This is a genomic window from Paenibacillus lactis, from assembly GCF_017873605.1.
Lineage (GTDB): Bacteria > Bacillota > Bacilli > Paenibacillales > Paenibacillaceae > Paenibacillus_AQ > Paenibacillus_AQ lactis.
The window spans coordinates 268,672-295,515 of record NZ_JAGGKI010000004.1 but is presented as its reverse complement, the minus strand read 5'-3'; the positions used below and the strand labels follow the sequence as shown (position 1 = coordinate 295,515).

The 26,844-nt window shown below is 52.2% G+C and carries 31 protein-coding genes and 1 other annotated feature; of the genes, 28 read left to right on the top strand and 3 right to left on the bottom strand.

Annotation, left to right across the window (positions count from 1 at the left end; translation table 11 throughout):
* Positions 1-38 precede the first annotated feature (38 nt).
* The 5 genes from J2Z18_RS09990 (at position 39) to J2Z18_RS09970 (ending at position 5,754) form a co-directional block, all read left to right on the top strand.
* Entirely contained in the window at positions 39-566 is a 528-nt protein-coding gene (locus J2Z18_RS09990) for a redoxin domain-containing protein (RefSeq protein WP_007129787.1), read from the top strand.
* Positions 563-2,257 (top strand): cytochrome c biogenesis protein ResB, encoded by a 1,695-nt coding sequence (locus tag J2Z18_RS09985; RefSeq protein ID WP_007129788.1) that lies wholly within the window; start codon positions 563-565, stop codon positions 2,255-2,257. Before J2Z18_RS09990 ends, J2Z18_RS09985 begins: the two co-directional genes overlap by 4 nt.
* The gene (gene ccsB / locus J2Z18_RS09980; protein WP_007129789.1) at positions 2,254-3,507 is read left to right on the top strand and encodes a c-type cytochrome biogenesis protein CcsB; all 1,254 of its coding nucleotides are present in this window, start codon (positions 2,254-2,256) and stop codon (positions 3,505-3,507) included. The genes J2Z18_RS09985 and ccsB overlap by 4 nt, the downstream gene beginning before the upstream one ends.
* 98 nt (positions 3,508-3,605) lie before the next feature.
* Positions 3,606-4,322 (top strand): response regulator transcription factor, encoded by a 717-nt coding sequence (locus tag J2Z18_RS09975; RefSeq protein WP_007129790.1) that lies wholly within the window; start codon positions 3,606-3,608, stop codon positions 4,320-4,322.
* 1 nt (position 4,323) lies between these two features.
* Positions 4,324-5,754, top strand: coding sequence for a HAMP domain-containing sensor histidine kinase (locus tag J2Z18_RS09970; protein ID WP_007129791.1), 1,431 nt, complete (start codon positions 4,324-4,326; stop codon positions 5,752-5,754).
* A gap of 94 nt (positions 5,755-5,848) precedes the next feature.
* Here the strand turns inward: J2Z18_RS09970 and serA are convergent, their stop codons facing one another.
* A complete protein-coding gene (gene serA / locus J2Z18_RS09965) occupies positions 5,849-7,441 on the bottom strand; it encodes a phosphoglycerate dehydrogenase (RefSeq protein ID WP_007129792.1) in 1,593 nt (530 codons plus the stop codon).
* A gap of 186 nt (positions 7,442-7,627) precedes the next feature.
* Positions 7,628-7,860, bottom strand: a binding site (T-box leader).
* A gap of 237 nt (positions 7,861-8,097) precedes the next feature.
* Between serA and J2Z18_RS09960 the strand changes: the two genes are divergently transcribed.
* From J2Z18_RS09960 to J2Z18_RS09950, 3 genes are read left to right on the top strand one after another with little or no spacing between them, the layout of a single operon-like run.
* On the top strand, positions 8,098-8,697 hold the full coding sequence (locus J2Z18_RS09960; protein ID WP_007129793.1) for a CPBP family intramembrane glutamic endopeptidase: 600 nt from the start codon (positions 8,098-8,100) through the stop codon (positions 8,695-8,697).
* On the top strand, positions 8,684-9,106 hold the full coding sequence (locus J2Z18_RS09955) for a hypothetical protein (protein WP_007129794.1): 423 nt from the start codon (positions 8,684-8,686) through the stop codon (positions 9,104-9,106). The genes J2Z18_RS09960 and J2Z18_RS09955 overlap by 14 nt, the downstream gene beginning before the upstream one ends.
* The gene (locus J2Z18_RS09950) at positions 9,103-9,918 is read left to right on the top strand and encodes a metallophosphoesterase (RefSeq protein WP_007129795.1); all 816 of its coding nucleotides are present in this window, start codon (positions 9,103-9,105) and stop codon (positions 9,916-9,918) included. The genes J2Z18_RS09955 and J2Z18_RS09950 overlap by 4 nt, the downstream gene beginning before the upstream one ends.
* 60 nt (positions 9,919-9,978) lie before the next feature.
* Here the strand turns inward: J2Z18_RS09950 and J2Z18_RS09945 are convergent, their stop codons facing one another.
* On the bottom strand, positions 9,979-10,896 hold the full coding sequence (locus J2Z18_RS09945) for a polysaccharide deacetylase family protein (RefSeq protein ID WP_007129796.1): 918 nt from the start codon (positions 10,894-10,896) through the stop codon (positions 9,979-9,981).
* A 93-nt stretch (positions 10,897-10,989) separates the two neighbouring features.
* Between J2Z18_RS09945 and J2Z18_RS09940 the strand changes: the two genes are divergently transcribed.
* The 6 genes from J2Z18_RS09940 to J2Z18_RS09915 all read left to right on the top strand — a co-directional run bounded on the left by J2Z18_RS09940 (position 10,990) and on the right by J2Z18_RS09915 (position 15,434).
* Entirely contained in the window at positions 10,990-11,361 is a 372-nt protein-coding gene (locus J2Z18_RS09940) for a hypothetical protein (protein ID WP_007129797.1), read from the top strand.
* A gap of 202 nt (positions 11,362-11,563) precedes the next feature.
* On the top strand, positions 11,564-12,175 hold the full coding sequence (locus tag J2Z18_RS09935) for a genetic competence negative regulator (RefSeq protein WP_007129798.1): 612 nt from the start codon (positions 11,564-11,566) through the stop codon (positions 12,173-12,175).
* 57 nt (positions 12,176-12,232) lie between these two features.
* On the top strand, positions 12,233-12,928 hold the full coding sequence (prsW, locus tag J2Z18_RS09930) for a glutamic-type intramembrane protease PrsW (RefSeq protein ID WP_007129799.1): 696 nt from the start codon (positions 12,233-12,235) through the stop codon (positions 12,926-12,928).
* Between the two features lie 76 nt (positions 12,929-13,004).
* Positions 13,005-13,151 (top strand): hypothetical protein, encoded by a 147-nt coding sequence (locus tag J2Z18_RS09925; protein ID WP_007129800.1) that lies wholly within the window; start codon positions 13,005-13,007, stop codon positions 13,149-13,151.
* Positions 13,152-13,240: 89 nt separating this feature from the next.
* A complete protein-coding gene (gene ypeB / locus J2Z18_RS09920; RefSeq protein WP_007129801.1) occupies positions 13,241-14,590 on the top strand; it encodes a germination protein YpeB in 1,350 nt (449 codons plus the stop codon).
* 181 nt (positions 14,591-14,771) lie between these two features.
* Positions 14,772-15,434, top strand: coding sequence for a flagellar brake protein (locus J2Z18_RS09915; RefSeq protein ID WP_040738555.1), 663 nt, complete (start codon positions 14,772-14,774; stop codon positions 15,432-15,434).
* 56 nt (positions 15,435-15,490) lie between these two features.
* Here J2Z18_RS09915 and J2Z18_RS30365 read toward each other — a convergent pair whose 3' ends face one another.
* The gene (locus J2Z18_RS30365) at positions 15,491-15,679 is read right to left on the bottom strand and encodes a hypothetical protein (RefSeq protein WP_040738557.1); all 189 of its coding nucleotides are present in this window, start codon (positions 15,677-15,679) and stop codon (positions 15,491-15,493) included.
* Between J2Z18_RS30365 and J2Z18_RS30360 the strand changes: the two genes are divergently transcribed.
* The 14 genes from J2Z18_RS30360 (at position 15,662) to hbs (ending at position 26,793) form a co-directional block, all read left to right on the top strand.
* Positions 15,662-15,802 carry a YpfB family protein gene (locus tag J2Z18_RS30360; protein ID WP_245255945.1) on the top strand — a complete coding sequence of 47 codons (141 nt, stop codon included), beginning with the start codon at positions 15,662-15,664 and terminating at the stop codon, positions 15,800-15,802. The two genes, J2Z18_RS30365 and J2Z18_RS30360, sit on opposite strands and share 18 nt — an antisense overlap.
* A gap of 186 nt (positions 15,803-15,988) precedes the next feature.
* Positions 15,989-16,693 (top strand): (d)CMP kinase, encoded by a 705-nt coding sequence (gene cmk, locus J2Z18_RS09905; RefSeq protein WP_007129803.1) that lies wholly within the window; start codon positions 15,989-15,991, stop codon positions 16,691-16,693.
* Positions 16,690-17,283, top strand: a complete 594-nt coding sequence (locus J2Z18_RS09900; protein ID WP_007129804.1) for a lysophospholipid acyltransferase family protein — start codon at positions 16,690-16,692, stop codon at positions 17,281-17,283. The genes cmk and J2Z18_RS09900 overlap by 4 nt, the downstream gene beginning before the upstream one ends.
* 117 nt (positions 17,284-17,400) lie before the next feature.
* A complete protein-coding gene (gene rpsA, locus J2Z18_RS09895) occupies positions 17,401-18,624 on the top strand; it encodes a 30S ribosomal protein S1 (protein WP_007129805.1) in 1,224 nt (407 codons plus the stop codon).
* A gap of 209 nt (positions 18,625-18,833) precedes the next feature.
* Positions 18,834-20,156, top strand: a complete 1,323-nt coding sequence (gene der / locus J2Z18_RS09890; RefSeq protein ID WP_007129806.1) for a ribosome biogenesis GTPase Der — start codon at positions 18,834-18,836, stop codon at positions 20,154-20,156.
* Positions 20,157-20,167: 11 nt separating this feature from the next.
* Positions 20,168-20,797 (top strand): glycerol-3-phosphate 1-O-acyltransferase PlsY, encoded by a 630-nt coding sequence (gene plsY, locus J2Z18_RS09885; RefSeq protein ID WP_007129807.1) that lies wholly within the window; start codon positions 20,168-20,170, stop codon positions 20,795-20,797.
* Positions 20,790-21,830 (top strand): NAD(P)H-dependent glycerol-3-phosphate dehydrogenase, encoded by a 1,041-nt coding sequence (locus J2Z18_RS09880; RefSeq protein WP_007129808.1) that lies wholly within the window; start codon positions 20,790-20,792, stop codon positions 21,828-21,830. Before plsY ends, J2Z18_RS09880 begins: the two co-directional genes overlap by 8 nt.
* Before the next feature lie 64 nt (positions 21,831-21,894).
* Complete coding sequence (locus tag J2Z18_RS09875; RefSeq protein WP_007129809.1) at positions 21,895-22,170, top strand: stage VI sporulation protein F; 276 nt, start codon at positions 21,895-21,897, stop codon at positions 22,168-22,170.
* 144 nt (positions 22,171-22,314) lie between these two features.
* Positions 22,315-22,494 (top strand): DUF2768 family protein, encoded by a 180-nt coding sequence (locus J2Z18_RS09870; protein WP_007129810.1) that lies wholly within the window; start codon positions 22,315-22,317, stop codon positions 22,492-22,494.
* A gap of 42 nt (positions 22,495-22,536) precedes the next feature.
* Entirely contained in the window at positions 22,537-23,127 is a 591-nt protein-coding gene (locus J2Z18_RS09865) for a nucleotidyltransferase family protein (protein ID WP_007129811.1), read from the top strand.
* Positions 23,128-23,187: 60 nt separating this feature from the next.
* Positions 23,188-23,547 (top strand): 2Fe-2S iron-sulfur cluster-binding protein, encoded by a 360-nt coding sequence (locus J2Z18_RS09860; RefSeq protein ID WP_007129812.1) that lies wholly within the window; start codon positions 23,188-23,190, stop codon positions 23,545-23,547.
* Positions 23,548-23,565: 18 nt separating this feature from the next.
* Positions 23,566-24,324, top strand: coding sequence for a YphF family lipoprotein (locus J2Z18_RS09855; RefSeq protein WP_312889585.1), 759 nt, complete (start codon positions 23,566-23,568; stop codon positions 24,322-24,324).
* Positions 24,325-24,783: 459 nt separating this feature from the next.
* A complete protein-coding gene (spoIVA, locus tag J2Z18_RS09850; protein ID WP_007129814.1) occupies positions 24,784-26,262 on the top strand; it encodes a stage IV sporulation protein A in 1,479 nt (492 codons plus the stop codon).
* Between the two features lie 258 nt (positions 26,263-26,520).
* Positions 26,521-26,793 carry a non-specific DNA-binding protein Hbs gene (gene hbs, locus J2Z18_RS09845; RefSeq protein WP_007129815.1) on the top strand — a complete coding sequence of 91 codons (273 nt, stop codon included), beginning with the start codon at positions 26,521-26,523 and terminating at the stop codon, positions 26,791-26,793.
* The last annotated feature ends 51 nt before the right edge of the window (positions 26,794-26,844 follow it).

Here is a 26,844-nt window from a genome sequence, read left to right as displayed (position 1 = left end):
ATTTATGATGAAAGTCATAGAAAGGAAGCTGCTGCACTATGGGCAAATCGAAGAAAAGCATTCAGATCGTTATCCTGCTTGCCATCGTTCTAATCGGCGTGTACGCCGTTGCAACCGTTGTATTCGGCTCCGACGAGGTGCCTAAGGTCGGTGAGAAGGCGGCGAATTTCGAGCTTCTGGGCATGGATGGCAATGTACATACCATGAGCGAATACGAAGGCAAAGCCAGAGTTATCAATTTCTGGGGGACCTACTGCCCGCCTTGCGTCCGGGAGATGCCGGCGCTGCAGGCACAGTGGGAGAAGTGGAAGGATCAAGGGGTCGAAATCGTTGGGATCAATGTGGGCGAGAACAAAATGACGGTTGAAAATTTTGTGGCTCAAACCGGCGTGAAGTTCCCGATCCTGATGGATCCGGACCGGGATGCGGTGGCCAGCTACGGCGTTGGCCCAATGCCCACGACCTTCTTCGTGACGGCTTCCGGGAAGATTCACCATATTCGTATCGGCGAGCTGGATCTGGACACGCTGGATAAACAAATTGAACAGTTGGTGAAAGCAAAATGAGTGAAGGTTCCAAGCCTTTGATCCAAAACACGAAATGTGAATGCGGACATCAGAATCCGCCCGGAACCGTCCTGTGCGAAGCCTGCGGGAAACCGCTGACAAAGGAAGCGGAAGCCCAGCAGATCCTGGAAATGCGTTACGACGGGGTGGCCCGCCGCTCGCAGAAAGCCAACCCCGGCTTCATCGACAAAGTCTGGAATTTCTTCTCCTCGGTGAAGGTTGCGATCTATTTGATCCTGCTGACGCTGATCGGCTCGTCGCTCGGAACCATCCTGCCGCAGGAGAGCACATTCCTTAACATTGACCCCTCTGTCTACTACAAAGAGGAGTACGGACAGCTGGGGCATATTTATTATCTGCTCGGGCTGTCCCATACATATACATCCTGGTGGTTCGTGCTTCTGCTGGTCATGATCGGCGCATCCTTGGTCATCTGCAGCCTGGACCGCGTCCTGCCGCTGTACAAGGCGCTAAGCAGACAGCGCATACCGAAGCATATGTCGTTTCTGACCCGCCAGCGGGTGGTGTACCAGGGGACGGTTGAACAAGACGGTGCCGAGTGGGTTGAGCGGGTGAAGCCGCTGATCAAGAAAAAAGGATACCGCGTCCGCACGGACGGGGGCACGCTGCTTGCGGAGAAGCAGCGGTTCAGCCGATGGGGGCCGTATGTGCTCCATATCGGCCTGATCATTTTTCTTTTAGCTGTCCTTGGACGGAATTTGCCGGGCCTTCATATGGACGAGCATATGGCATTTCCCGAAGGGGAGCCCGTGCACATCAAGAACACGAGTTATTATCTGATGAATGACGGATTCAAGGTAGAGTTCTATACGGAAGAGGATATGCCGAATGAATTCAAAGGCAAGGGCAAGGTGCTGCCTAAGAAATTCGAAACGGAGGCGATCCTGTATGTGTGCGAGTCCAATTGCAATACACCGGGCCAAGAGCCGCAGCTTAAGGAGGTCACCCGCCATAACATCGAGGTGAACCACCCGCTTAACTACAAGGGGCTGAAGGCGTATCAATTCGATTATGATTTGACTCCGATTCTCCGAACCGTATCCCCGATGTTGATTGACAGCAAAACCGGGGAACAATATGGAAAGATCGATCTGTCGATCAAGGATCCCGTAAGAGAGTACAAGGCAGGGGATTACACCTTGACGCTTACGCAGACGTTTACGGATTTCGGCCTCGGTGACGACGGGAAGCCGGTCAATCTGTCGCCGAACCCGAACGCACCCGCGTTCCTGTTCCTGATCAAGGGACCGAACCTGCCGGCGGACGGCATTCAATATTTCTACTTCCCGAAACAGGTCGACAAGGAGCGGTTCCAGCAGGATGCGATCAATGCGCAGCTTGCCGGAGGCGAGAATCTCGTAACGCTGGACGTACTGAGCATGGATGACGTCGACTTTGCGGAGTCAACGACGTATTTGAACATCCGCGTGGATAAGGCGATGCCTTTCATCTGGGTGGGCGCATTTATCGGCATGATCGGACTGGTTATGGGCTTCTATTTCCATCATCGCCGGATTTGGCTGCGGGTCGATGACGGAACGCTGACGCTCGGTGCCCACACGAACAAGAACTGGTTCGGTCTGCGCAGGGAAGTCGCCGCCATCCTGAATCAGATGAATATCGAGGTCGACGAAAAGTCGCTGGAGAATAACAGGGGGAGTCAAGCATGAATCTAATCGATTTTAGCGGTGATGCATTTGTTGTGTCCTTTTTGCTATATTGCGCATCGTTTATCATGTATGCCATTGCGGTGATGGGACGCCGCTTCCGGAAGCGGGAGCCCGAGGCCCATCTTGCCAAATGGGGCAAGATCGCATTCGTGACAGCATCGATCGGCCTGATCGGCCATCTGCTGTATTTCTTCACCAGATGGGCAGGCTCCGGGCATGTGCCGGTGAGCAACATGTACGAGTTTATGTCGTTCCTGTCCATGGCGATCATGATTGCATTTCTGGTGCTGTATTTTATTTACAAAAAATCGCTGCTCGGCCTGTTCGCGCTGCCGCTCGTCATTCTCATTATGGCGTATGCGGCCGTGTTCCCTCAGGAAGTGCAGCCGTTGATTCCTTCGCTGCAGTCGTATTGGCTCGGCATTCACGTCACACTAGCCGCGCTCGGCGATGCGTTCTTCGCCGTCGGCTTTATCGCTGGTCTGATGCACCTGCTGCGGACGGTCAACTTCACCGCTACGGATAAAGGCGCGCGGAGGGAGCAGCGCTGGCTCGAGCTCTGCATGTTCGCGATCGTCGTCCTGCTCGGCTTCATTTTGTCGGTCTACAGCTTCCGCACAGCCGGTTACGAAGCCGTGTTCAATCAGACGCAGATTGACCCTAAAACGGAAACCAGTAAAATAGTAAAAGTGGAGTACAATATGCCTCCGATTGTAGCCCCGTATCAGAGCGAGACGGAAAGCATGCAGTCATTCCTGGGCATGAAATCCCCGCTGTTCGAAGCTCCGTCATGGATGCATGGCGTGAACGCGGGGAGGAAGCTCAACACTGTGATCTGGTCGCTGGTGAGCGGCATCATCCTGTATGGATTGCTGCGGCTGTTCATCCGTAGACCGATCGCGAAGTTCATTCAGCCTGCGCTGAACAAGCTGAATCCGGATGACCTGGACGAAATCAGCTACCGTGCGATTGCGATCGGGTTCCCGGTATTTACGCTGGGCGGGCTCATCTTCGCCATGATTTGGGCGGAGATTGCATGGGGTCGCTTCTGGGGCTGGGATCCGAAGGAAGTATGGGCGCTGATAACGTGGCTCTTTTACAGCGTGTACCTGCATTTGCGGTTGTCCCGCGGATGGCAGGGCAAGTACTCGTCCTGGCTGTCGGTTATCGGATTTATCGTCGTGATGTTCACGCTGGTTGGCGTCAACCTGATCATTGCCGGTCTGCATTCCTATGCCGGAACGGATTAAGATGTAGTTTAATAGCAATGGATTAGAAAATCAGGAGGGCCCTTACGATGCGAGGGCCGTTCTGATTTTCCCCTATAACAATGAAGGAGCTGCTGTCAATGTCTGAGCATGGTAACCGCATACTCGTAGTCGATGATGAAGAGCGTATTCGGCGTTTGTTGAAGATGTACCTGGAGAAGGAAGGATATGAGATTGAAGAGGCTGAAGACGGGGAGACTGCCCTTCGCAAGGCAACCGGTGAGGATTACGGACTTGTCATATTGGATGTGATGCTGCCGGGTATGGACGGAGTCGAGGTATGTACGCGTCTTCGTCAGGTGAAGTCGACGCCGATTCTGATGCTGACTGCCAAGGGAGAAGAAATCAACCGTGTTCAAGGCTTCGAGGTCGGCGCGGACGATTATGTCGTCAAGCCGTTCAGCCCGCGGGAGGTCATCTATCGGGTCAAGGCGATTCTGCGCCGCTCTTCGGCAACGGCTTACCTTAGCAAAGAATCCAACCCGAGCAACAGCATTGTCTTCCCTCATCTTGTCATTGAGCACGACGCCCATCGGGTAACGGCGGGGGGACAGGAAATCAGCCTTACGCCGAAGGAGTATGAGCTGCTGCATTATTTGGCCTCGTCGCCGGATAAAGTCTTTTCCCGGGAAGAGCTCCTGAAGGATGTTTGGAATTATGAGTTTTTCGGTGATCTGCGCACCGTCGATACGCATGTGAAGCGGCTGCGGGAGAAGCTGAACAAGGTATCGGCGGAAGCTGCCGCGATGATCACAACCGTATGGGGAGTAGGCTACAAGCTGGAGGTTCCGAAGTAACGTGAACTTCTGGAGATCGCTTGTCGGCAAGCTGTGGATCACGATTACGTGCTTGGTTGCCTGCGTGCTGTTGACGCTAGGATTATTTTTGCTCCCCTACATTGATACGACCTTCACCAATTCCAGTGCAATCAAACGTTTGTTTACGTATGTGTCGATCATCGGATTCTCGATGACGACCTTTTTCGGGCTTTTCCTGTTAACGAAAATCACTCAGCCGATGCAGCAGCTGATCGAGGCTGCCAATGACATCCGCAAAGGCAAGTACGGAACCCGTCTCAATCTGGTGACGAGCGATGAAATCGGCGAGCTTGCGAATACGTTCAACCATATGGCCGCCGAGCTGGAGACGAATATCCGCAATCTTAATCACGAGAAGGAGCATTTGTCCAGCGTGCTTCGAAGCATGAGCGACGCCGTGATTACGTTTGACAACCACGGGCAGGTTATTCTCGTCAATCCCCCCGGACAGGAAATTATGAAGACCTGGAAGGGACTTGAATGGGATGATGATCTGCAAGGGGGCGGCTGGGCTGCGGACGTGATGCCTAAGCCGCTGAGCGAGCTGTTCTACAGCACGGTGAACGAAGGCCGGGATCAGAGCGCGGATCTGCATGTGAACCAGGGGATCTGGTCGGCCCACATGGCACCGCTCTATTCGGATGACGTGATACGGGGCGCTGTCGTCGTGCTCCGGGATATTACCGAACAGGTTAAGCTGGAGAAGATGCGGACCGATTTCATCGCCAACGTATCGCATGAAATTCGCACCCCGCTCTCGATGATGCAGGGATACAGCGAAGCGCTGCTCGACGGGATGGCTGCTTCGCCTGAAGAAGGCCGGGAGCTGATCCAGGTCATCCATGAGGAATCGCTGCGCATGGGCCGTCTGGTGAAGGACTTGCTGGATCTGACGCGAATGGAGGCGGGACACGCCGAGATGTCGCTGCGGCAGGTTGATGCAGGCGAACTGTGCGAGCGTGTCTACCGTAAGTTCTCCGTAAGAGCCAAGGAACAGGAGATTGATCTGCAGCTATCCCTGCATTCGGACCTCATCCTTGAATCTGCTGACGAGGATAAGCTCGAGCAGGTGCTGACCAACCTGTTGGACAACGCTTTCCGGCATACGCCGTCCGGCAAGCAGGTGAAGATCCAGGCACACCGGGTCAAAGCGCCGAAGGGCGATGCGCTGCAGGTGATCGTCTCCGACCAAGGCGTCGGCATACCTGCAGGGGATTTGCCATTTGTGTTTGAACGTTTCTATAAGGCCGATAAAGCCCGCGTCCGCGGCGAAACCGTCGGAACGGGGATCGGTCTGGCTATTGTCAAAAACATCGTGACTGCCCATCACGGCACGATTACAGCAGCTAGTGAGGTAGGGAAAGGCACCGTGTTTACGGTGACGATTCCTATCAATGCGGCAGAATCTTAGGAAAAGAACGCCTAAAAGACAAAACACGCTCCAATCGGAGCGTGTTTTTTGTTGAAATTCGTGGGCTAATCTTGTTCAACGTGGAACATAGGGATTAGCTGAGCACGATTTGTTGAGCTGTATTGAGTTCTGGAAGACCGGTCAGCTTCACGAGCACTTCCTTAGAGACGTCCTTGTCAACGGTCAGACACATGATGGCTTCGCCGCCGATGACCTTCCGGCCAACCTGCATCGAGGCGATATTCACGTCGTTCTCACCGAGCAGGGTGCCGACGCGCCCGATAATGCCTGGCTTATCGTTGTGCGAGATCAAGATCAGATGGCCTTCAGGCGCAACGTCGACCGGGAATTTGTCGAGACGCACGATCCGTTCGCCGTATCCGAGAAGCAGGGTGCCTGCAACGATGCGTTCCTGCCCGTTTTGCGTTTTTAGCGTTACGGTAACGAGGTTCGCAAAGTCCTTTGTTTTCGGAGTTTGAGAAACGACAACATGAAGATCGCGGCTCTTTGCCAAGTGCATCGAATTGACGATGTTCACTTCGCTGCCGAGATGACGCTCCAGCACGCCTTTTACAATGTAGCGGGTGAGTGCTTGGGTATCGACTTCCGCCAGCTCGCCTGCATAATCGACATGAATCTCTTTCACGGCATGAGCGGTAATTTGAGCCGCTACGCTGCCCAGCTTCTCGCCGAGAGAGAAGTATGGCTGCAGCTTGTTCATGACGCTAGCCGCGACAAGCGGGAAGTTGACGGCATTTTTGAACGGCTCGTTGCGCAAAATATGAAGGACCTGCTCCGATACGTCAATGGCCACGTTCTCTTGGGCTTCGATGGTGGATGCGCCAAGATGCGGAGTGACGATGACCTTCGGATGGCTAAGGAATGGATGGTCGCTTTCAGGCGGCTCATGCTCGAACACGTCAAACGCGGCTCCAGCCACAATGCCTTCGTCGATCGCTTCGACCAATGCGCGTTCGTCGATAATCCCCCCGCGCGCACAGTTCACGATGCGCATGCCGCGCTTCATGACCTCGAATTGCGGGCGGGCGATCATATGACGGGTTTCCGGAGTCAGCGGCGTATGAACCGTGATGAAATCGGCGCTGCGGATAATGCTGTCTACGGATGCGAGCTCAACGCCGAGCTTGTCGGCGCGTTCCTCGGTCAGGAACGGGTCGAATGCCATGATATTCATGCCGAATGCCTTCGCACGCTTTGCGACTTCGCTGCCGATCCGGCCCATCCCCATAACGCCCAAGGTTTTGTTGCGCAGCTCCACTCCGAGGAAGGATTTGCGGTCCCATACGCCGTTAATCGTCTTGGCATAGGCCTGCGGAATATGGCGGGCCAGAGCGATCATCATGGCAAACGTATGCTCAGCGGTCGTGATCGTGTTTCCGTCTGGAGCATTGATAACAACAATACCGCGCTTCGTGGCGGCTTCGAGGTCGATATTATCCACTCCGACTCCGGCGCGGCCAACCACTTTCAGCTTCGTTCCGGCACTCATAATACGCTCGGTTACGCGGGTCTGGCTCCGGACCAGAAGGCCGTCGTACTCTCCGATTATGGCAGTGAGCTCATCTTCGCTGAGCCCTGTCTTTTTGTCTACCTGCACATCGGCTGCATCCATCAATTGCTGGATCCCCAAATCGCTGATCGGATCCGATACCAAAACTTTAAACATGGTTTCACTTCCTCCTTAAATTCTCTATAAATAGTGCTGCAAATATTGAATAAGGAGCGCGCCGGTTAACGCGCATCCGTTATACCGTTGGTTTGGTAAGGCTTGGTTTCTTATAGCAATTGACGCGGTGTCGTAGCAAAGGACCGGGAAATATAAAAACTCCCGACTCCGCATACTACCTCCGTAGTAAGGGACGAGAGTTATTCGTGGTGCCACCCTTATTCGCTGTCCGTAAACTCGAACAGCCTCAAGCGGTCTTATCAGACCATGATTGGTAACGGAATCATCCGATTTGCGCCTACTATTGATTTCAGCGAAATATCTCAGGAACGCTCAAGAATAACCTTCCGCCGCCGATTCTCACCAACCATCGGCTCTCTGCAGGCGTAACAGCTTCTTATTTCCATCATCGGTTTTGTACGAGATTAATTTTTTCATAATGTATCATGGCTTTTACATTGTGTCAATAGGTGGCGATCATCGGTATAATAGGGCAATAAACGGTCTTATGCTTACGGCAGCCTTGAATGTCATGCCAAGAATTTGCTATGATGCATATGCCCGCCATATTTCGCATTAGCCCTGGATTTGTCGGATTTAGGGTGAAGAAGCATCGAACCGTTCAAATACAAAGATGAAAGACAGGCACAACTTCTATGAAAAAATTTAAAATAAGAGTGAAAAGAATCGAAGCTCACCAGCTAAACGACCGACTTCTTCTTATTAATTTGTACCTGACCCAAGCGCTCACGCTCATTGTCGGCCTGATCTGGATTTTGTTCCAGGGCCGGAACCCACTGGCGCTTCTCGCTGTGCCGAAGGAGCTGGAGTTTCTGTATTGGGGGCTGGGGCTCGCAGCGGCCATGCTTGTTGTGGATTTGATACTATCCCGCTTTGTGTCCGAGGACAGTATGGATGACGGGGGAATCAACGAGATGCTGTTCCGGAATCGGCCAGTATGGCATATTCTCGTTATAGCGATCGTCGTTTCCGTATGCGAGGAGCTTCTGTTTCGGGGAGCGATTCAGCATGCATTCGGGCCATATTGGACCAGCATTTTATTTGCATTGATCCATGTCAGGTATCTGAAGCATTGGCTTCCGACCGGCTGGGTATTCTTGAGCAGCTACGGTCTTGGTCTTGTCTATATTTATACGGGAACATTATGGGCACCGATCCTGTGCCATTTCCTGATCGATTTCATTTCGGGAATGCTGATTCGATTTCGGAGGAAAGAGGAGAATGAACGAACTTAGCAGAATGGAAAGACACCGGAGCCGAAACAAAGGCCGGAAGAACAAAGCATCTTCTGTCTCGCCTCCATCGCCGGCAGCAAAGCCGACAAGACAGGATGCTGGTGAATATACCGAATATACCGGGCTTAGCCGGTCCAAGCCGAGGATGGCCGAAGAGCGGCGGACATACACAGCCAGCGCGGAAGAAGGGCTATCACGGTCCCGCAGAAAGCAATCGGCCACCCAGGACAACATGGAGGAAGCCACAGCTCCGCGGCGAACGCATACATATTCTTCCTACCGTGTCCGGATGAGCAAATGGTTTGTGAACTCATTAATCGTCATATTTATTTTATTGATGGCCAGCTTGCTGTGGTGGGGGCTGATCGGGGCGCCGCCCGTAAGCGAGCTGATAAAGGAGTTATTATGAGCATATGGTTGTGGCTGTCGGGTGCTGCGGCAGCGGGAGTCGGTGTTCTAGGCTGGATGAGCGCCGAAGCGAAGGGCTACCGGGTCCGCGAGGAAGAAGTGGTGACGGAGCGAATCCCGGCGTCCTTCGACGGATTCAGAATTCTGTTCCTGACCGATATCCATCGGAGGGAGTTGTCGGAACGGAAGCTGATGGCTGCGCTGCAGCCTGTAGACTGCGTCCTGCTTGGCGGCGACATTACGGAGCGAGGTGTTCCCCTGGAGAGGCTGAGGCATAACATGGAGGTGCTCCGGCGGGTTGGACCCGTCTATGCGGTCCTCGGCAACCACGATTTGTACGCAGGCAAGGATGCGGTGAAGAAGGTGCTCAAGGAAACCGGCGTGACCCTGCTGAGCGATAAAACGGTCCGGATCACGGTTGGGAATGACTACGTCTCCCTTAGCGGCATTCGCCAGCCTAAGAGCAAGCGGCATCCTTATTCCCAATTCAAAGGCAGCCTGCACGGCGACGAATACCATATTTTGCTCGTGCATGATCCGGTTTGGCTTAAGGGCAGGGAAGAGGCGAATTGTGATCTGCTGCTTGCCGGCCATACGCACGGCGGACAAATCGTGCTTCCGCTTGCGGGCGCGGTCCGGCTCGAGCGTTTCTACAAATCCTTCAAGTCCGGCTGGTATTCGATTCCAAGGGCTGCAAGCGAGAAGCTTCCGGACACGCGCATGCTGATCAGCCGGGGCTTCGGAACCTCGCACATCCCTCTACGGCTGTTATGCCCGGCGGAGTACCATGTGCTGACTTTGCGTAAAATGTGAAAAAGCCTTCATTCTTCCTTCCAGATAAAGCAAGGAGAAGAAGGCTTTTTTGTGTTGTAATCAGCGGATCTGAGGCTCAATCGCCCGGGGATCCACGAAACCATAACCTTTGGCTTCCAGCTTGGTCAGCAAATCGTCGAGCGCTTCGACCGTCCAGGGAAGCTCATGCATCAAAATATTGCTGCCCGGATGGAGCTGCTCCAGCACGTTGTTGATGACCGCCTCGGGCTTGTTTTTATTTTTGCTCTCCCAGTCCAGCGAGCCGTTCGACCATGTCATGTACAGCAAGTCATTCTCTGAAGCGATATCCTTGACGGCATCTCCGCCCGACCCGAACGGAGGTCGGAAAAACGCAGGCTCCGTACCGATCGTATCCTTCACAATTTGCTGTACATCTTCAATTTGCTGACGGACCTTTGCTTGGCTCTCCTGCTTCAAGTCGATATGGTCCCAAGCGTGATTGCCGATGATTTGCCCCCGGTCATGGATGATGCTGAGCAGCTCGGGATTGGCTTTTACACGGTATCCGTTAACGAAGAAAATAGCCTTGGCCTGGTGCTTGTCCAGCGTGTCGATCAGTCGGTTGATCATGTCCGCATCCTTCGGTCCATCGTCGAAGGTGAGCAGCACGACCTTAGAAGGCACGGATTCGTCATTCGGGACGATGCGGTACACCTTATTCATGTGATACTTGAGTTCCGGCTTCTCATCAGCTGCCGGCTGCTCGCTGGCTTGTTCATCAGCAGTGCCGCGTACTTTCGTACCGCCGGCAGTTCCGCTCGACTCCTTATCGACGGCAGCAGGAGGGGCTTCTTGTTCCTGAGGCGTCACCGGCTCAGCCGTTTTCGTATCTGGCATAATCGGATTGCCTGAATCAGCGGGCACGCTATTATGGTTCTGGCCGTTTCCTTGGTTTCCGCAGGCGCTGAGCAGAATGCAGCAGGCCAGCAGGATGATCTTTGTTGTCGTTTTAACCATGATTCCATCTCTCTTTCCTGTATTTATGTAGCATGAGTTGCCTCCGGCGCGAGAACACTAACCCTGAGTTTAACATAGAAGGAGGTATCATTTGTGAAGACTTCGTCATTTCTGTACGGTGTAATCATCGGTGCGGTAGCAAGCCGTATGATATCCCGCAAAGGCAGTTTGTCGCTCGCCTCGATGATGAAAGACGTTAATGTTGGCCGTTTCGCCGACACCGCTTTAAGCAAGATTCAAAACGGAATCGGGAATAACAATGGCTCAAGCCAAGAAAGCGTGCGTCCCAGTTCAAGCCGACATGATTCCGCTAATCCCGTTGGAGCTGCAGGGGTATCGTCATCGTCTAATTCGAAGGCTGCCAACCTGAAGCAGCTGAAGGATTTTATCCGCAGCAATCCGGACGTGAAACAAGAGGTTGAGCAAATCTTGAAAGAAACGCATACCGTCTTACCGGGATTGTAAACGATGCAATTCTTTTTGAATCATTCCGTGGGGAAACCATCCTTCCATCCCTGTGAATGATTCTTTTTTCTTAAACTACATATTTACGTGCATTTACGGGTATTAAATGATAAAATCAATTATATAAAACCATTTTTATCACGTCATAATCCAGACATCATAATTTGTTATAAACTTTTGTATACGTTAGGAGGATCCTGTCATGAAAATAGAACGTTTGAGTCAAGATAAGATACGGATTTTCCTCACGTTTGACGATCTGAGTGAGCGTGGGATCCAGAAGGAAGAAATGTGGCAGGAAATACCTAAAGTTTATGACCTGTTTACAGAGATGATGGATCAGGCATACAGTGAGCTCGGATTTGATGCCACCGGACCGCTTGCCGTTGAGGTGTTTGCACTGCCTGCCCAGGGCATGGTGGTAATTGTGACGAGAGGGAAGTACGATCATCATTTCGGCGGCTTGTCCGAAGACGATATGCCGGACGAGATTTATGAAATGGAAGTAACGCTGGATGAAAGTGATAAAATCGTCTATGTGTTCCAGGATTTCGAAGTGCTCATTGAAGCTTCGCATATGCTGAAGGACCTCGTGGACGGAGCAGGTACGCTTTATCACTATATGGATAGATGGTTTTTGTATCTGGAGCCAGAGGAGCTTCAGAGCGACAAGTTGCCGGCGATCATTGCAGTTCTGGCAGAATTCGGCGAATCCTCCTCGGTAACGGAGGCTATGCTGGAGGAGTACGGGAAGAAGATCATGCCTCAGCAAGCGATTGAGGTTATTTGCAGTCACTTCCAGCGTCAGCATTAATACAATGTGGGCGTGAGTGCCGGACTAGAGGCTCGAAACTAACGGAGGGGAAATTTGGTGCTGGTGTTCTCGATCATAGCGTCGGCTTTGGCGCCGGGACTCGCGTTGCTCACGTATTTTTACCTGAAGGACAGGTATGATCAGGAACCTTTGCATATGGTCATCAAGGTATTTCTGCTTGGGGTTCTGATCGTGTTTCCTGTCATGATTCTGCAGCGGGGAATGATACTTTGGCTCGGCGATCATCCGGTTGTCCAATCATTGCTCGTATCTGCGGGCATTGAGGAGTTTTTGAAATGGTTTGTCATGTATCACATTATTTTCAACCATACGGAATTCGATGAGCCTTACGACGGGATTCTATATGCTGCGGCGATTTCGTTGGGCTTTGCTACAGTAGAAAATTTGCTGTACGCATGGTACAGCCAGGCTGCATTCGGTCCCATGTTCCTTCGAGCGCTGCTCCCGGTGTCCGGTCACGCCATGTTTGGCGTTATTATGGGCTACTATATCGGGCACGCCAGGTTTTCAGGGGAGAATCGGAAGAGGTTTTATCTGGCTCTTTCGTTCATCGTCCCTTGGATATGGCATGGACTGTATGATTTGATTTTAAACCTCTTGACGCATACGTGGATCTGGTTTATCGTTCCGCTGATGGTACTGTTGTGGTACGGAGGCATGGGGAAAATCTCCAGAGCAAACAATCGCTCGCCTTTTCGTTTTATCAACCGGGAGGAAGAGATTAACACGTAATCAAAAAGGACACACTGGGGCTATAGGCGCTTACGCTGACGGCATAAACGCCAATATAGCTCTGGAGGTGTCTTTTTTGCGTATCAAGGTGAAAATTTTGTGCAAGGATTGCGGCGAGCGCTTCATTCTTCGCGGAAAGAAGGAGCACGGCCGGATCGAGACCGGCTTTAAGCAATGCTTATGCAACAATCGTGATCATTTCGAGATTGAGGAAGATTTCTAAAACATGAAGTGATCGTACAGCGATGCATAAGACTTCTTTTTTCTAGTCAAACTAACGGCAGTGAGTAGAAGAAAGGAGACTAACGCATCATGTATAAACGACTTAGCGCGATTCTGTTCCCTGTCGCCACCGTTTTGTTGATCGGGGCTTTGGTGTGGGGATATCAGGAGAACAAAGAGAAGAACGCGATATTGATTAATGCAGAAAACCAGTATCAACGCGCCTTTCATGATTTGTCCTATCATATGGACCGGCTGCATGCCGAGTTAGGGAATACGCTCGCCGTCAGCTCCACTTCTCAGGGAATGCACCGGAAAGGCCTCATGAACGTTTGGCGCATTACGAGCGAAGCTCAAAATGAGATCAACCAGCTGCCACTGGGTCTGCTGCCGTTCAACAAGACGGAAGAATTCCTGTCCCGCATCTCTAATTTCGCCTATAAGACAGGCGTTCGTGATTTGACGAAGGAGCCGCTGAGCGAAAATGAAGTCAAGACGCTCAAAACACTCTACGCCAATTCCGGTGAAATTACGAAGGATCTTCAATCGGTGCAGAACAAGGTCATTGCCAGCGGGCTGCGCTGGATGGATGTCGAAACTGCGCTCGTGTCGAACAATACGCAGGACAACTCCATTATCGACGGCTTTAGAACCGTTGACAAAAAGGTCGAAGCTTATCCCGAGCTGGACTGGGGCCCTTCGGTCAGCAGCATTTACGACCGCAGGTCCGTGAAGCAATTGGCCGGCATGCCTGTCTCCGCAGAGGACGTCAAACGCAAAGCGCTGAAATTCTCGGATTCGGACGGGAACGCCAGGGTACGGGTAACCCAAAACGGGAAGGGGACCGATTGGTCATCCTATACCGTTCATGTGAATCAAAACCGGGGCCACAAGATCAGCATGGACTTCACCGAGAAGGGCGGCCAGCTGATCGCGTACACGAAGGAGCGCAATGTAGGCGCGAAGAAAGTTTCCGTGCAGGATGCCATCGATAAGGCACAGGATTTTCTTGCTAGAAAAGGCTATACCGATATGACGGCGGTGTCCGCAGACCAATATGACAATATGGCGAACTTCTCCTTCGTGCGTGAGGAGGACGGCGTTCTCATCTATCCGGAGAAGATCACGGTCCGTTCAGCCATGGACAACGGGGAGGTCCTCGGATTTCAAGCAAGCGATTTTGTGTACGAGCACCAGATCAAGCGTGAGATCCCGCAGCCTAAGCTGAAGCTCGCCCAAGCGAAGAAAACGCTGAACCCGGAGTACAAAATTCTGTACAACCGCAAGGCGTTAATCAAAAACGACCGCAACGAGGATGTGCTGTGCTATGAATTTGGAGGGCGCATCAACGGGTCGCAGTATCGGATCTATATCAATGCGGATACCGGACTGGAAGAGACGGTTGAAGTCGTAAAAGACGCGCAAGCCGGAATTCGATAAGATAACAAACGGACGTTTTGAGGGCGGGCCGCTCAAGCTTCATTGCTTGGGCGGCTTTTTGTATGATGGAGAAACATGGAAGGACAAGGCTCGACAGACCGCGCGAAATTCGTTCAAATTATCCCATAAAGACCGCCTGCCCGTGATATAATGGGAATTATTGATTATGAAGAAATAGTAGGTGAGCGCTTTGTATCCGAAGATCAATGAGGTCCTCTATATCCAGCTCGATACGGGGGATCAGAAGGAAGCCGAGGTCTTGTATAAATCCCGCATTTCCGACATGGACGGCGAATCGATTTATATGGAGGTTCCCCTTCAAGAAGGAACAGGAAGACTGAAGAAGCTTTATATCGGCGATGAGATATCCGCTTACTTTCTGACCGAAGGCGGTGTAAAGAATTATTTTAATTCCTATGTGCTGAGCCACCATGAGGACGTCATCAAGCTGGTGCGGATCAAGAAGCCGGAGTCCGACCAGATTACGAAGGTGCAGAGAAGAGGCTTCCTACGGGTACAATCCGAGCTGGAAGTAGCCGTGACGGCAAAGGACGGAGCCCGGTTTCTAACCAAGACCGAGGATGTCGGGGGCGGCGGCATCTCGCTTTATTTGGAGCCGGGCCAGTCGCTCAAAGAGGGGGATCTTCTGGATTGCTGGATTCTGGTTCCCTATAAGAACGGATCGGTTGAGCATATCCCATTCGAAGGTGAAGTCGTCCGGTTGAAAGAGCTTCCCGTGGGCCGGAGCATCGTTATGATGAAATTCACCCAGATTCTGGACATGGAACGTCAAAAACTGATCCGGTACTGCTTCGAGAGACAGTTTGATTTGCGAAATCGATAATCTCTGACCGCCTGGATGCATATATTCGTTCAGGCTGTGGCACACTACCGGAAATTTCATGATGGAAGGAATGTTGTGTCATAACCGAGGAGCAAAGCAAATCGATCAGGGGGCAGCGGGAAATAGAGCCCGGTGAAGCGCAAGATTCGATCGGACAAGCCCTGGAAGCGCTGGCCGGAAAGCTGCTCTTCCGCGTGCTGATCGGTCTCGCGGCAGCTTTGGTGATCATGCAGCTGCTGCTGCATTATGAGCCTGCCAGGCCCTATATTTCGCCGGTTCAGCAGATGGAGGGAGTCCCCGTAAACGAGCAAAATGTCAACGATTGGATGGGGGGAAACACCCCTTCTCTTTTGCATCACTCCAGCTAGTGTGGTATAATTTTCACGTCGCAGGCAGGCGCCTGCTTTTTTCTTGAAGGTTAAGAAGGTATGAGTCTAATCTTGCACTTTCTTATCTTATTTTCTCTAAAATCATCTGTCATTTGATCCGTTTCATGAAAAATGCTAGAAGCGACAGATGGGCTGGAGACGTACGTTTTGAGGAGGAATGCCCCGTTGGTTATGCAGGGGACAGGTTACCAGGACAGAATCAATATTGCCATCGACGGTCCTGCAGGGGCGGGTAAAAGCACAGTAGCACGTATGGTGGCCAGCAGGCTTCAATACATCTATGTGGATACCGGCGCCATGTACCGGGCGGTCACTTGGTTTATGCTGAATCAAGGAATTGATGCAGAAAATCACGAAAAAGTGCTTCAACATGCGCAAAATATGGTGATTGAATTAAAACCGCATGAAACAGGCCAAATGGTGTTGTTGAATGGGGAAGATGTCACACCGTATATCCGATTGCATCAGGTGAGTGCATCCGTTTCCAAGTATGCGCGGATCGAAGGCTTGCGGACCAAGCTTGTCCATCTGCAGCAGCAAATGGCGACACAGAAAGGCGTCGTCATGGACGGACGCGACATCGGCACTACGGTTCTACCGGACGCTGAACTCAAGATCTTCATGACGGCCAGCGTCAAGGAGCGAGCGCTCCGCCGGTTCAATGAGCTTCGCGACGAGAGCATTACGCTGGAACAGCTGGAACATGATATCGCAGAGCGCGACCGTCTCGATGCAGAGCGTGAAGTATCGCCGCTTCGATGTGCGGAGGACGCCATCGTTCTGGATACGACGCATATGGATATCAACCAGGTGGTCGAAGCGATTCTTTCATATTGCGAAACTGTATTGGATGGGGAGAGGAAGGCATGATTTACGTTTTTTGCAGAGCGGTAGTCCGCGGTTTGTTCGCTATTCTGTACCGGTTTGAATCTGTCGGCGTACATAATATCCCTTCCGAGGGCGGCGTACTGATCTGCAGCAATCATCTCAGCGTGCGCGACCCGATTTCGGTCGGCATTCACGTGAAGCGCCAGGTTAAATTTATGGCGAAAGCGGAGCTGTTCAAAATTCCGGTATTCGGATGGCTGATTGACAAGCTTGGCGCATTTCCGGTAAAGCGCGGCGGCGTCAGCAAGGAATCGATCAAGACCGCACTGACCATTCTGCGTCAGGGTGAAGTGATGGGGATTTTCCCGGAGGGCACCCGGAATTCGGATGCAACGGCAGCGAAGCGGGGGGCGGCAAGCTTTGCGCTCCGGAGCGGCGCGACGGTCATTCCGGCGGCGATCATCGGAGATTACAAGCTGTTTCGGAAGGTTAAGATCATTTACGGAGCACCCGTAGACTTATCCCGTTTCGAAGGCGACAAATCGCCGGAAGCGCTCGATGCCGCAACTGAAATCATTATGAGTAAAATCCATGAAATGCGGGCAACCGGTAAGCCGACCGTGAACGGATGAATCGGTTTGATGCATAAAAAGCGCCATTTTCATGGAAAGATACTACAGCAATTATGTTTTGAACTTCGCCTATGCGAGTTTAAATAAATGGGGTTTGAATTGAGGAGGTTATTTGACATGTCGGAAGAAACAAGAAATCAAGAGTCTGCTGAAATGCAAAGCCAGGAGCAGCTCGACCAAATCGTATCCTTGAAAAAAGGGGACACCGTGAAAGGGACGATCGTCAAATTGGAGGACAACCAGGCTTATGTAAGCATTGGATATAAATACGACGGCGTAATTCCTGTTCGCGAACTGTCTTCTGTACAGCTGGACAACGCATCCGATGCGGTTCAGGTTGGCCAAGAGGTTGAGTGCAAGGTTGTCAGCATTAACGACGACAAGGAAAGCCTTGTTCTGTCCAAGCGCGCAATCGACGCCGAGAACGCTTGGGATGAACTGGAGAAGCATTTCGAAGCACAAGACGTGTTCGAAGTGACTGTTGCAGACGTCGTTAAGGGCGGTCTTGTAGCAGACGTTGGCGCACGCGGCTTTATCCCTGCTTCCATGGTAGAGCGTCACTTTGTAGAGGATTTCAGCGACTACAAAGGCCGCACGCTTCGCGTAAAAGTGAAGGAGCTTGACCGTGAGAACAACAAGGTGATCCTTTCCCAGAAGGACGTTCTGGAAGAGGAATTCGAAGCCAACAAGCAAAAGGTGATGGCCGAGCTTAAAGAAGGTCAAGTGCTCGAGGGCACGGTGCAGCGTCTGACCCAATTCGGCGCATTCGTTGACGTAGGCGGCGTTGACGGACTGGTTCACGTATCCGAAATCGCATGGAACCACGTGGATAAGCCTTCCGACGTATTGTCCGAAGGAGATCAGGTTCGCGTGAAGGTGCTTAAGGTTGACCCTGAAAAAGGAAAAATCAGCCTCAGCATCAAGGCTGCCGGCCCAGGACCTTGGGAAACTGCAGGCGAGCAATTCCACACCGGCGACATCGTTACAGGCGTCGTTAAGCGTCTTGTAAGCTTTGGCGCATTCGTTGAATTGGCTCCTGGCGTAGAAGGCCTGGTTCATATTTCTCAAATCTCGCACAAGCACATCGGCACTCCGCAAGAGGTGCTGAAAGAAGGACAGGAAGTTCAAGTGAAAGTTCTTGACATCAATCCTTCCGAGCAGCGCGTAAGCTTGAGCATTAAAGAAACAGAGGAAGCGCCGGCACAAGCTCCTAGAGCAGAAAAACCGTCCAAAGGTCCTAAAATCGATCTGAAAGACAACCCGAACGTTTCTTTGAACAATCAGGGTATGAGCGTAACGCTTGGAGAGCGCTTTGGCGATAAGCTGAGCAAGTTCAAGTAAGCCCGAAAATTGTCATGTACGGTCTATTGACCTGTCATAACGAGTCGGCGAACCCACATTTCTGGGTTCGCCGTTTGTTTTTGTTAGGGACGAAAGCAAGCGGATGTTGTAACATGGGGAAGAGCATAATAGAAATGATATGAAAGGTTAGCCAATTGAAACGATTTTTGCTATGATGATAATCGTAAGAATTGACAGGAGGAGTGAATATGGCAAGACCCGTAGTGGCCATTGTCGGAAGGCCAAATGTTGGCAAATCAACGATTTTTAACAGGCTGATCGGCGATAGACTGGCCATTGTTGAAGATAAACCGGGCATAACCCGAGACCGGATATACGGAAGCGCCGAATGGAACGGCAAAGCGTTCAGCGTGATCGATACCGGAGGAATTGAGATCGACGGAGACGACATGATCTTGAAGTCGATCCGGATGCAGGCTGAGCTGGCAATCGAAGAAGCAGACGTCATTATTTTCATGTGCGATGCGAAGACCGGTGTGACGCAATCTGACGAGGAAGTGGCACAGATTCTGTTCCGGTCGGGCAAACCGGTCATTCTCGCGGTTAATAAAGTGGATAATTTGAAGCGCGCTGAAGATATTTATGAATTCTATTCCCTTGGCTTCGGCGATCCGGTAGGCATATCCGGAAGCCACGGCACCGGGATCGGAGATCTGCTGGATGTGGTCGTTGAGAACCTGCCGGATCTGGCGGACGACGACTATGATGAGGACGTGATCCGTGTCGCGCTGATCGGACGTCCGAACGTTGGGAAATCGTCGCTTGTCAACGCCATCCTAGGCGAAGAGCGGGTCATCGTCAGCGATATTGCCGGCACTACCCGCGATGCGATCGATACCCCATTCGAGAAGGACGGTCAGCGTTATGTGTTGATCGACACGGCCGGCATGCGAAAACGCGGCAAGGTGTACGAGACGACGGAGAAATACAGCGTCATGCGCGCCATGCGCGCCATTGAGCGGGCGGACGTTGTTCTGGTTCTGATTAACGGCGAAGAGGGCATTATCGAGCAGGACAAGCATATCGCCGGCTATGCGTACGAGGCCGGAAAAGCTTCCCTGTTCGTTGTCAACAAATGGGATGTCGTCGAGAAGGATGACAAGACGATGCAGCAGTTCGAGCGCAAGATCCGGGACCATTTCCTGTTCATGACCTATGCGCCGATCGTATTCCTGTCGGCCAAGACCAAACAGCGGCTGCATAAGCTGCTGCCGGTAGTCAAGCATGTGGCAGAGCAGCACTCGCTGCGCGTCCAGACGCATCTGCTGAATGACGTTATCTCCGATGCGATTGCGATCAACCCGCCTCCTACAGACAAAGGCAGAAGATTGCGCATTAACTATTCAACACAGGTAGCGGTCAAACCGCCGACGATGGTTGTATTCGTTAATGACCCGGAATTGATGCACTTCTCTTATGAACGATATCTGGAGAACAAGATCCGGGCCGCATTTGATTTTGAAGGTACACCCATCAGGATATTTACACGAAGAAAGTCTGATGAGAGTTAGGGGAGAATAGCTTGGTTCTGGAGATCGTAGCGATACTTGTATGTTATTTATTGGGTTCGGTGAGCTTTAGCGTGCTGTTTGCCAAGTTTCTCAAGGGAATCGACATACGGCAGCACGGCAGCGGCAACGCAGGGGCGACCAATACCCTTCGTGTCCTTGGAAAGGGACCTGCAATCCTGGTGCTTGCACTCGACGTTCTCAAAGGCATTGCAGCCGTATGGATTGGCCGGTGGCTGGGCGGAGACAATGAATGGCTGCCGGGTCTTTGCGGCATTGCAGCCATAATTGGCCATAATTGGCCGCTTTATTTCCGCTTTCGCGGGGGCAAAGGCATCGCGACGGCGATCGGCGTGCTTGCAACGCTCTGCTTCCTGCCTGCGCTCTATGCAGGCATCATCGCCATTTCGTCGATTGTATTTACCCGGTACGTTTCATTGGGGTCTCTTATTTTCGTTGTGCTTACACCGATATTTTTGCTGATTGCCGGGTATCCTTGGCCGGTATTTTGGACAAGTCTCATAATATGCATATTCGCCTTCTGGCGACACCGCAGCAACATTGTGAAGATCGTACAGGGCCGCGAGAACAAGCTCGGCTCCGGCGGTAAAGGCAAGGATAAAGGAGGAAAGCGCGTTGTCTGACAAAGTGGCCGTTCTCGTTGCTGGAAGCTGGGGAACAGCGCTGGCAAGCGTTCTCGCTTCCAACAACCGGGAAGTGTGGGTTTGGACCAGAACGGAGGAGCAGGCTCGGGAGATTAACGAATCACACACCAACAATCGGTATCTGCCGGGGATAACACTCCCCTCCAATATACAAGCGACTACCGATATGAAAGCAGCCGTTCAATCGGCAGCTGCCGTCGTGATAGTCGCTCCATCCTCAGCCATGCGTGAGGTTGCCGGGCAGCTTAAGGAGCACTGGAATGACGAGATGCTTGTCATCCATGCAACGAAGGGCTTCGAGCTCGATTCGTTAAAGCGGATGTCAACGGTAATTGCCGAAGAACTCGGCTGTGAGGAAGGACGGATCGTCGTGTTATCGGGGCCGAGCCACGCGGAAGAGGTGGTAAGACGGTGTCCGACGACCGTAGTCGTGGCTTCCGCGGATGCGAACGCGGCCGAAGCCGCTCAAGATTTATTCATGAATACCTATTTCAGGGTGTACACGAACCGGGATATGCTGGGCGTTGAGCTGGCAGGTGCCTTAAAGAACATTATCGCGCTCGGAGCGGGCATGTCCGATGGGCTCGGCTTTGGCGATAATGCGAAAGCGGCGCTGATTACGAGAGGCATTGCCGAGATGCTGCGCGTCGGCATGGAGATGGGGGCGAACCCGTTAACCTTTGCCGGCCTCGCGGGAATCGGCGATCTCGTCGTCACCGCGACGAGCCGACACAGCCGAAACTGGCGTGCAGGCTCCATGCTGGGACAGGGCAAGAGCCTGGATGAGGTGTTAAGCTCCATGGGGATGGTTGTGGAAGGCGTTCGGACGACCAAGGCAGCCTATACCATCTCTCAAAAGTACGGCGTCCAGATGCCGATTGCGGACCAGTTATATCACGTGCTGTTCGAAAACCGCGACCCTCGAAGCGCTGTGGAAGGGCTGATGGGACGCGGGCCGAAGACCGAGATGGAAATGATGCCGCTCGAAACTTGGGAGCAATGGCATACCTAGCTTATTCACCAATCCGAGGACTTCCTCATATATTAAGTTGAGGATGCCCGGAGGAGGGGTGGAAATGAGCAAAAGCTTTCACAAGGATGTTTTGAACGCGATTAACAAAAAAAGCGGCAAAAAAATTTCTGCAGGGGCTGTCAATAAGCTGGCTAGTACGGTAAAACCGTCTACCATGCAAAATGAAGCCCAGCTCCGTCAGCTGATCAAGCAGGTATCGTCCATGGCGAATATACCTGTCAGTGAAGATACGGTTCAGGAAATTATTGCAGCTGTTAAGAAGAGCGGGATGAATCCGAGCAATATGGAAGCCTTGATGAAAATGATGATGAACAAATAGGTTCGCATAAGCGTGTTTGGCGCCGAAGCCGCGCCCGTTCTCGGGTGGCGGCTTTTGCTTTTTGGGCAGCGCTTGGATGAGCGGATGCGGTTTTCATGGTATAATAGGTTGAATATTACATGAGAGAATGGAGAGTTTCGTGACATGGATCCGATGCAAAAGATGTGGCTGTCCCTTGTCGCATTGTTGATTATGGCTCTGTCCGTCATCGTCGTTACGCTTGCGCGAAGCAAGACCAAGGGGTTTATACGCGGTGGTTTGTCGTTCGTGGCCTTTATGATGATGATCGTGGGCTTCATCATTGGACTGGCTTCAATTATTTAACAACAGGAAAGGATCGCGTCAAGATGGTAAAAGGGGTGCCGAATGAAGCTGAGTGATCTGCCAGGGCTTGAGAGCCTGCTGTACGAGACTGTCTGCAAGCTGAACCTTACGGATCAGCCGTGGGTGCTTGGAGGAAGCTGCAGCTTGCTTCTTCAAGGCGTACAGCTGGACAAGCCGCCGAGAGATATCGATATTTATACGGATGCGGAAAGCGTCCATGAGCTGCATGCCTCGCTTGCCGATTGGGCGGAAGACGCGCCTCACCTGGATCAAGAAGGTATGTATGCCTCCATATTGAGCCACTATGGTCGGTACGGCGTATCTATCGAGCTGGTGGGTGGCTTTACCGTCATGACGGGGGGATCCGAATATCGTGTGGAAATCGGTCCGCTGCTGCATCATGCGGCGCCGGAGCATCGGATTCAGGGCACGGTTGTCCGTTTAATGCCGCTGTCGCATGAATTGGTATTCAATGTGCTGCGAGCCAGGCCGGACCGGTATGAAGCGATTGCCGCTGCCATCCTGCTGAACCCGAATGAGCATCTTCCGCTGCTCTCGAAGATCTTAACCCGGAACAGGCTCAACATGCAGCATCGTTCGACCTTGAGCGGTCTGCTTGACCATTTGATTTGAGTGCCGATGGTGCTCTGCACGGTCCCATACATACAAGGCAGGAGAGGAGTGCACTAGCCATTGGATTACGAGGTGCTGTTTCAGCCGGATGGCAAGAAGGCCAAGGTTCGTCCATTGACGAACGTGCTGGACGCCTCCCGCCGGGCCGGCGTGCGCATCCCGACCCGCTGCGGCGGCAAAGCCGGCTGTTTGATGTGCAAGGTGATCATCCCGGAGGGAGAGCGCGAGTCGTGCCTGCCCCCTGAGGACAAGGAGCGGAGGAAGCTGGGCTCCGCCCTGCTGGAGCAGGGCTACCGGCTGTCCTGCCAGACGAAGATCACTGGAGACTTACAGGTAAGCATTCCCGAGGATCCGCTGAAGGCGGCTATCCGCAAACAGCTGGAGGCCGCACGAAACCGGGATGCGGATGACTTTATTTAAGCGAAGGATGATGTTGATTTGAATAGGATCAATCGGATGATTCCTACTGCAGAAAGTGCAAAGCCCCTTTTTGCAGCCCTGGTCCTGGTGTTGTTCTCATTGCTGATGACCGGATGCTTGTATCCTGACGAGGGAGCGGGCGAGAATAAAGTTTCTTATAGAGAGAGTGTTAAGCGGATTCAATCCGCGGTTGATGATTACTTTAAGGAGCAAGGGGTGCTGCCTATCATTACGGCAGGGCCAGAGGTGCCGCGTTATGAGAAGTACCGGGTAGACCTTGAACTGCTGAAGAACCGCGGATATATCGATCAAATCCCGGCGACCGCCTTTGAAAAAGGAGGAACCGGCTATTTTCTGATCATTAATGAAGAAAGTGATCCGACCGTCAAGGTGATGGATTTGACAACCGTTCAAGCGGTCAACGATGTACAGCGTGCCGTCAATTTGTACAAAATGGGCAATGACGGAGCCCTGCCGGCCGGTGAGACGCTGTATCCCGGCTATAAGGCGGTGGACCTGTCAAAGACCGATGCCAAATCGTTGAAGCTGATGAGCGTATTCTCCGGCCAGGAGATGACCTTCATCATGGATGAGGCAGGCAAGGTGTATGCCGATTATGCCTTCGATATTATGCAGGCCGTCCAGAAGGATGGCTCTGAGCCCAAAGAAGGCGAGGACTTAAGGATTTTCCTGGAGAAGGAATCCTATTTCGTTCCGGTGAAATCCGTGCCGTATGCCTGGATGAATCAACAGCCGGTTGCGCAGCCGGCAACCTGAATAATTCGATAGAGCATTCCCTTCGTAGGTTAAACTACTGGGGAATGCTCTTTTTCTATCGATCAAAAAGTTTATCCATATTGCCAATCTAGTGGAATATCTATCAAGATCGCGACATACACATAATCTGAAAGAGTCGTGCGGGCATGATGCCGGTTGCCCATAGCATGATCGAGTTAAGAGAAGTATCTATCAAAGCAAAAAAAATGGACGGAGACATCGTGGGCAACCGTCATATTTTTAGACCCGGTACATAAGATGTTACTAGTCCAAATGCATGTACGAGTTACGCCGCTTTGCCGTTTCCATCCATAAACCCATGGAATCTACGGCGGCGGACTGCTGGCGACAAAGGTGAAAGCTGCTCATCTGTTGCAATGGCTTTGGCTATGAGTGGAACACGAAGCGGATGCTCTTAAAGCATTTTTCCTTCGGAGTAATTTGAGGAGGGGATCTCTTTTGGAAAAAGTGGACATTTTTAAGGACATTGCCGAACGGACCGGAGGGGACATTTATTTAGGTGTCGTCGGGGCCGTCCGTACGGGAAAATCAACCTTCATCAAGCGTTTTATGGAGACGGTTGTACTCCCGAACATTACGAACGAGGCGGATCGAGTAAGAGCTGTCGATGAGCTGCCTCAAAGCGCTGCAGGAAAAACGATCATGACCACCGAACCGAAATTTGTACCGAACAATGCGGTGCAGATCAAAGTAACGGAAGGATTAGAGGTCAACGTAAGACTGGTGGACTGCGTCGGGTATGCCGTGGAAGGGGCCAAAGGCTATGAGGATGAGAACGGTCCGCGAATGATTTCCACGCCATGGTTTGAGGAGCCGATTCCGTTCCAGGAGGCGGCTGAAATCGGAACCCGCAAGGTCATCCAAGAGCATTCCACGCTCGGCGTTGTCGTCACGACCGACGGAAGCATCGCGGAAATCCCGCGCAGCTCCTATGTCGAGGCGGAAGAGCGGGTCATTGAGGAGCTCAAGGAAGTTGGCAAGCCGTTCGTTGTCGTCATCAACTCCACCCGCCCTCGAAGCGAGGAGGCGCTGCAGCTCCGCAACGAGCTGGCCGAGAAATATGATATTCCGGTCATGACGCTCAGCGCGGCCACGATGACCGAGGATGATGTCACTGGGGTTCTCCGTGAAGTATTGTATGAATTCCCGGTTCATGAAGTGAATGTCAACCTGCCGAGCTGGGTCATGGTGCTGAACGAGAACCATTGGCTGCGCAGCAACTATGAGAACTCGGTAAGGGATACGGTGAAGGATATCCGCCGTCTGCGCGATGTCGACCGGGTCGTAAGCCAGTTCATGGAATATGACTTTATCGACCGGGCCGGACTTAGCGGCATGAATATGGGGCAGGGTGTGGCCGAGATTGACCTCTTCGCGCCGGACGAATTGTACGACCGCATTTTGATGGAGGTCGTCGGGGTAGAAATCCGCGGCAAAGACCACCTGCTGCAGCTGATGCAGGAATTCTCCCATGCGAAGCGCGAGTATGACCGATTCGCAGAGGCGCTTGAGATGGTCAAGACGACCGGATACGGCATTGCCGCACCTTCCCTTGCCGAAATGGCGCTGGATGAGCCTGAGCTGATCCGCCAAGGCACCCGCTTCGGGGTCAGACTGAAAGCGACCGCGCCGTCCATTCATATGATCCGCGTCGATGTCGAATCGGAGTTCTCGCCGATTATCGGCACCGAGAAGCAGAGCGAGGAGCTTGTCCGCTATCTGATGCAGGACTTCGAGAACGATCCGATCAAAATTTGGGAATCCGATATTTTCGGCCGGTCCCTCCATTCCATCGTCCGGGAAGGCATCCAGGGCAAAATCGCGATGATGCCGGACAATGCCAGATACAAGCTTCAGGAAACGCTGGGGCGGATTATTAACGAGGGCTCCGGCGGTCTGATCGCAATCATTCTGTAAGTGAGCGCCAATATGGTGGTGAAAACGCAGTCGCTAACGGGCCAAAAGTCCCGATTAGCGGCTGTTTTTCGTGTTTTCTCCGGTCCGCTAAAGCAAAACGCTTGAAATTATGAGATGGCTGTATTACTATAAATTTGTTCCGCGTCATGCATTCGAAACGCGAAATAGGGGAAAATACCCGATTGCACGTATAATTTGCGGTAAAACGGAAACAGTGTATAGCAAGTGGAGCACATTCCTAGTTAGGGAGGTGAAAGAATGAATAAATCGGATCTGATTACTCAAGTAGCTGAATCTGCTGAGCTTTCCAAGAAAGATGCGACTAAAGCGGTTGATGCCGTTTTCGATGCAATTTCCGAAGCACTGCAAAACGGGGATAAAGTCCAATTGGTTGGTTTCGGCAACTTCGAGGTTCGCGAGCGTTCCGCACGGAAAGGCCGCAACCCGCAAACAGGTGAAGAAATCGAAATCCCTGCGAGCAAAATTCCTGCATTTAAACCTGGTAAAGCGCTCAAAGACGGAATCAAATAAAGATTTCTACATATTACCTAAGAGCACAGGTCGTGAATTCGTTCACGGCCT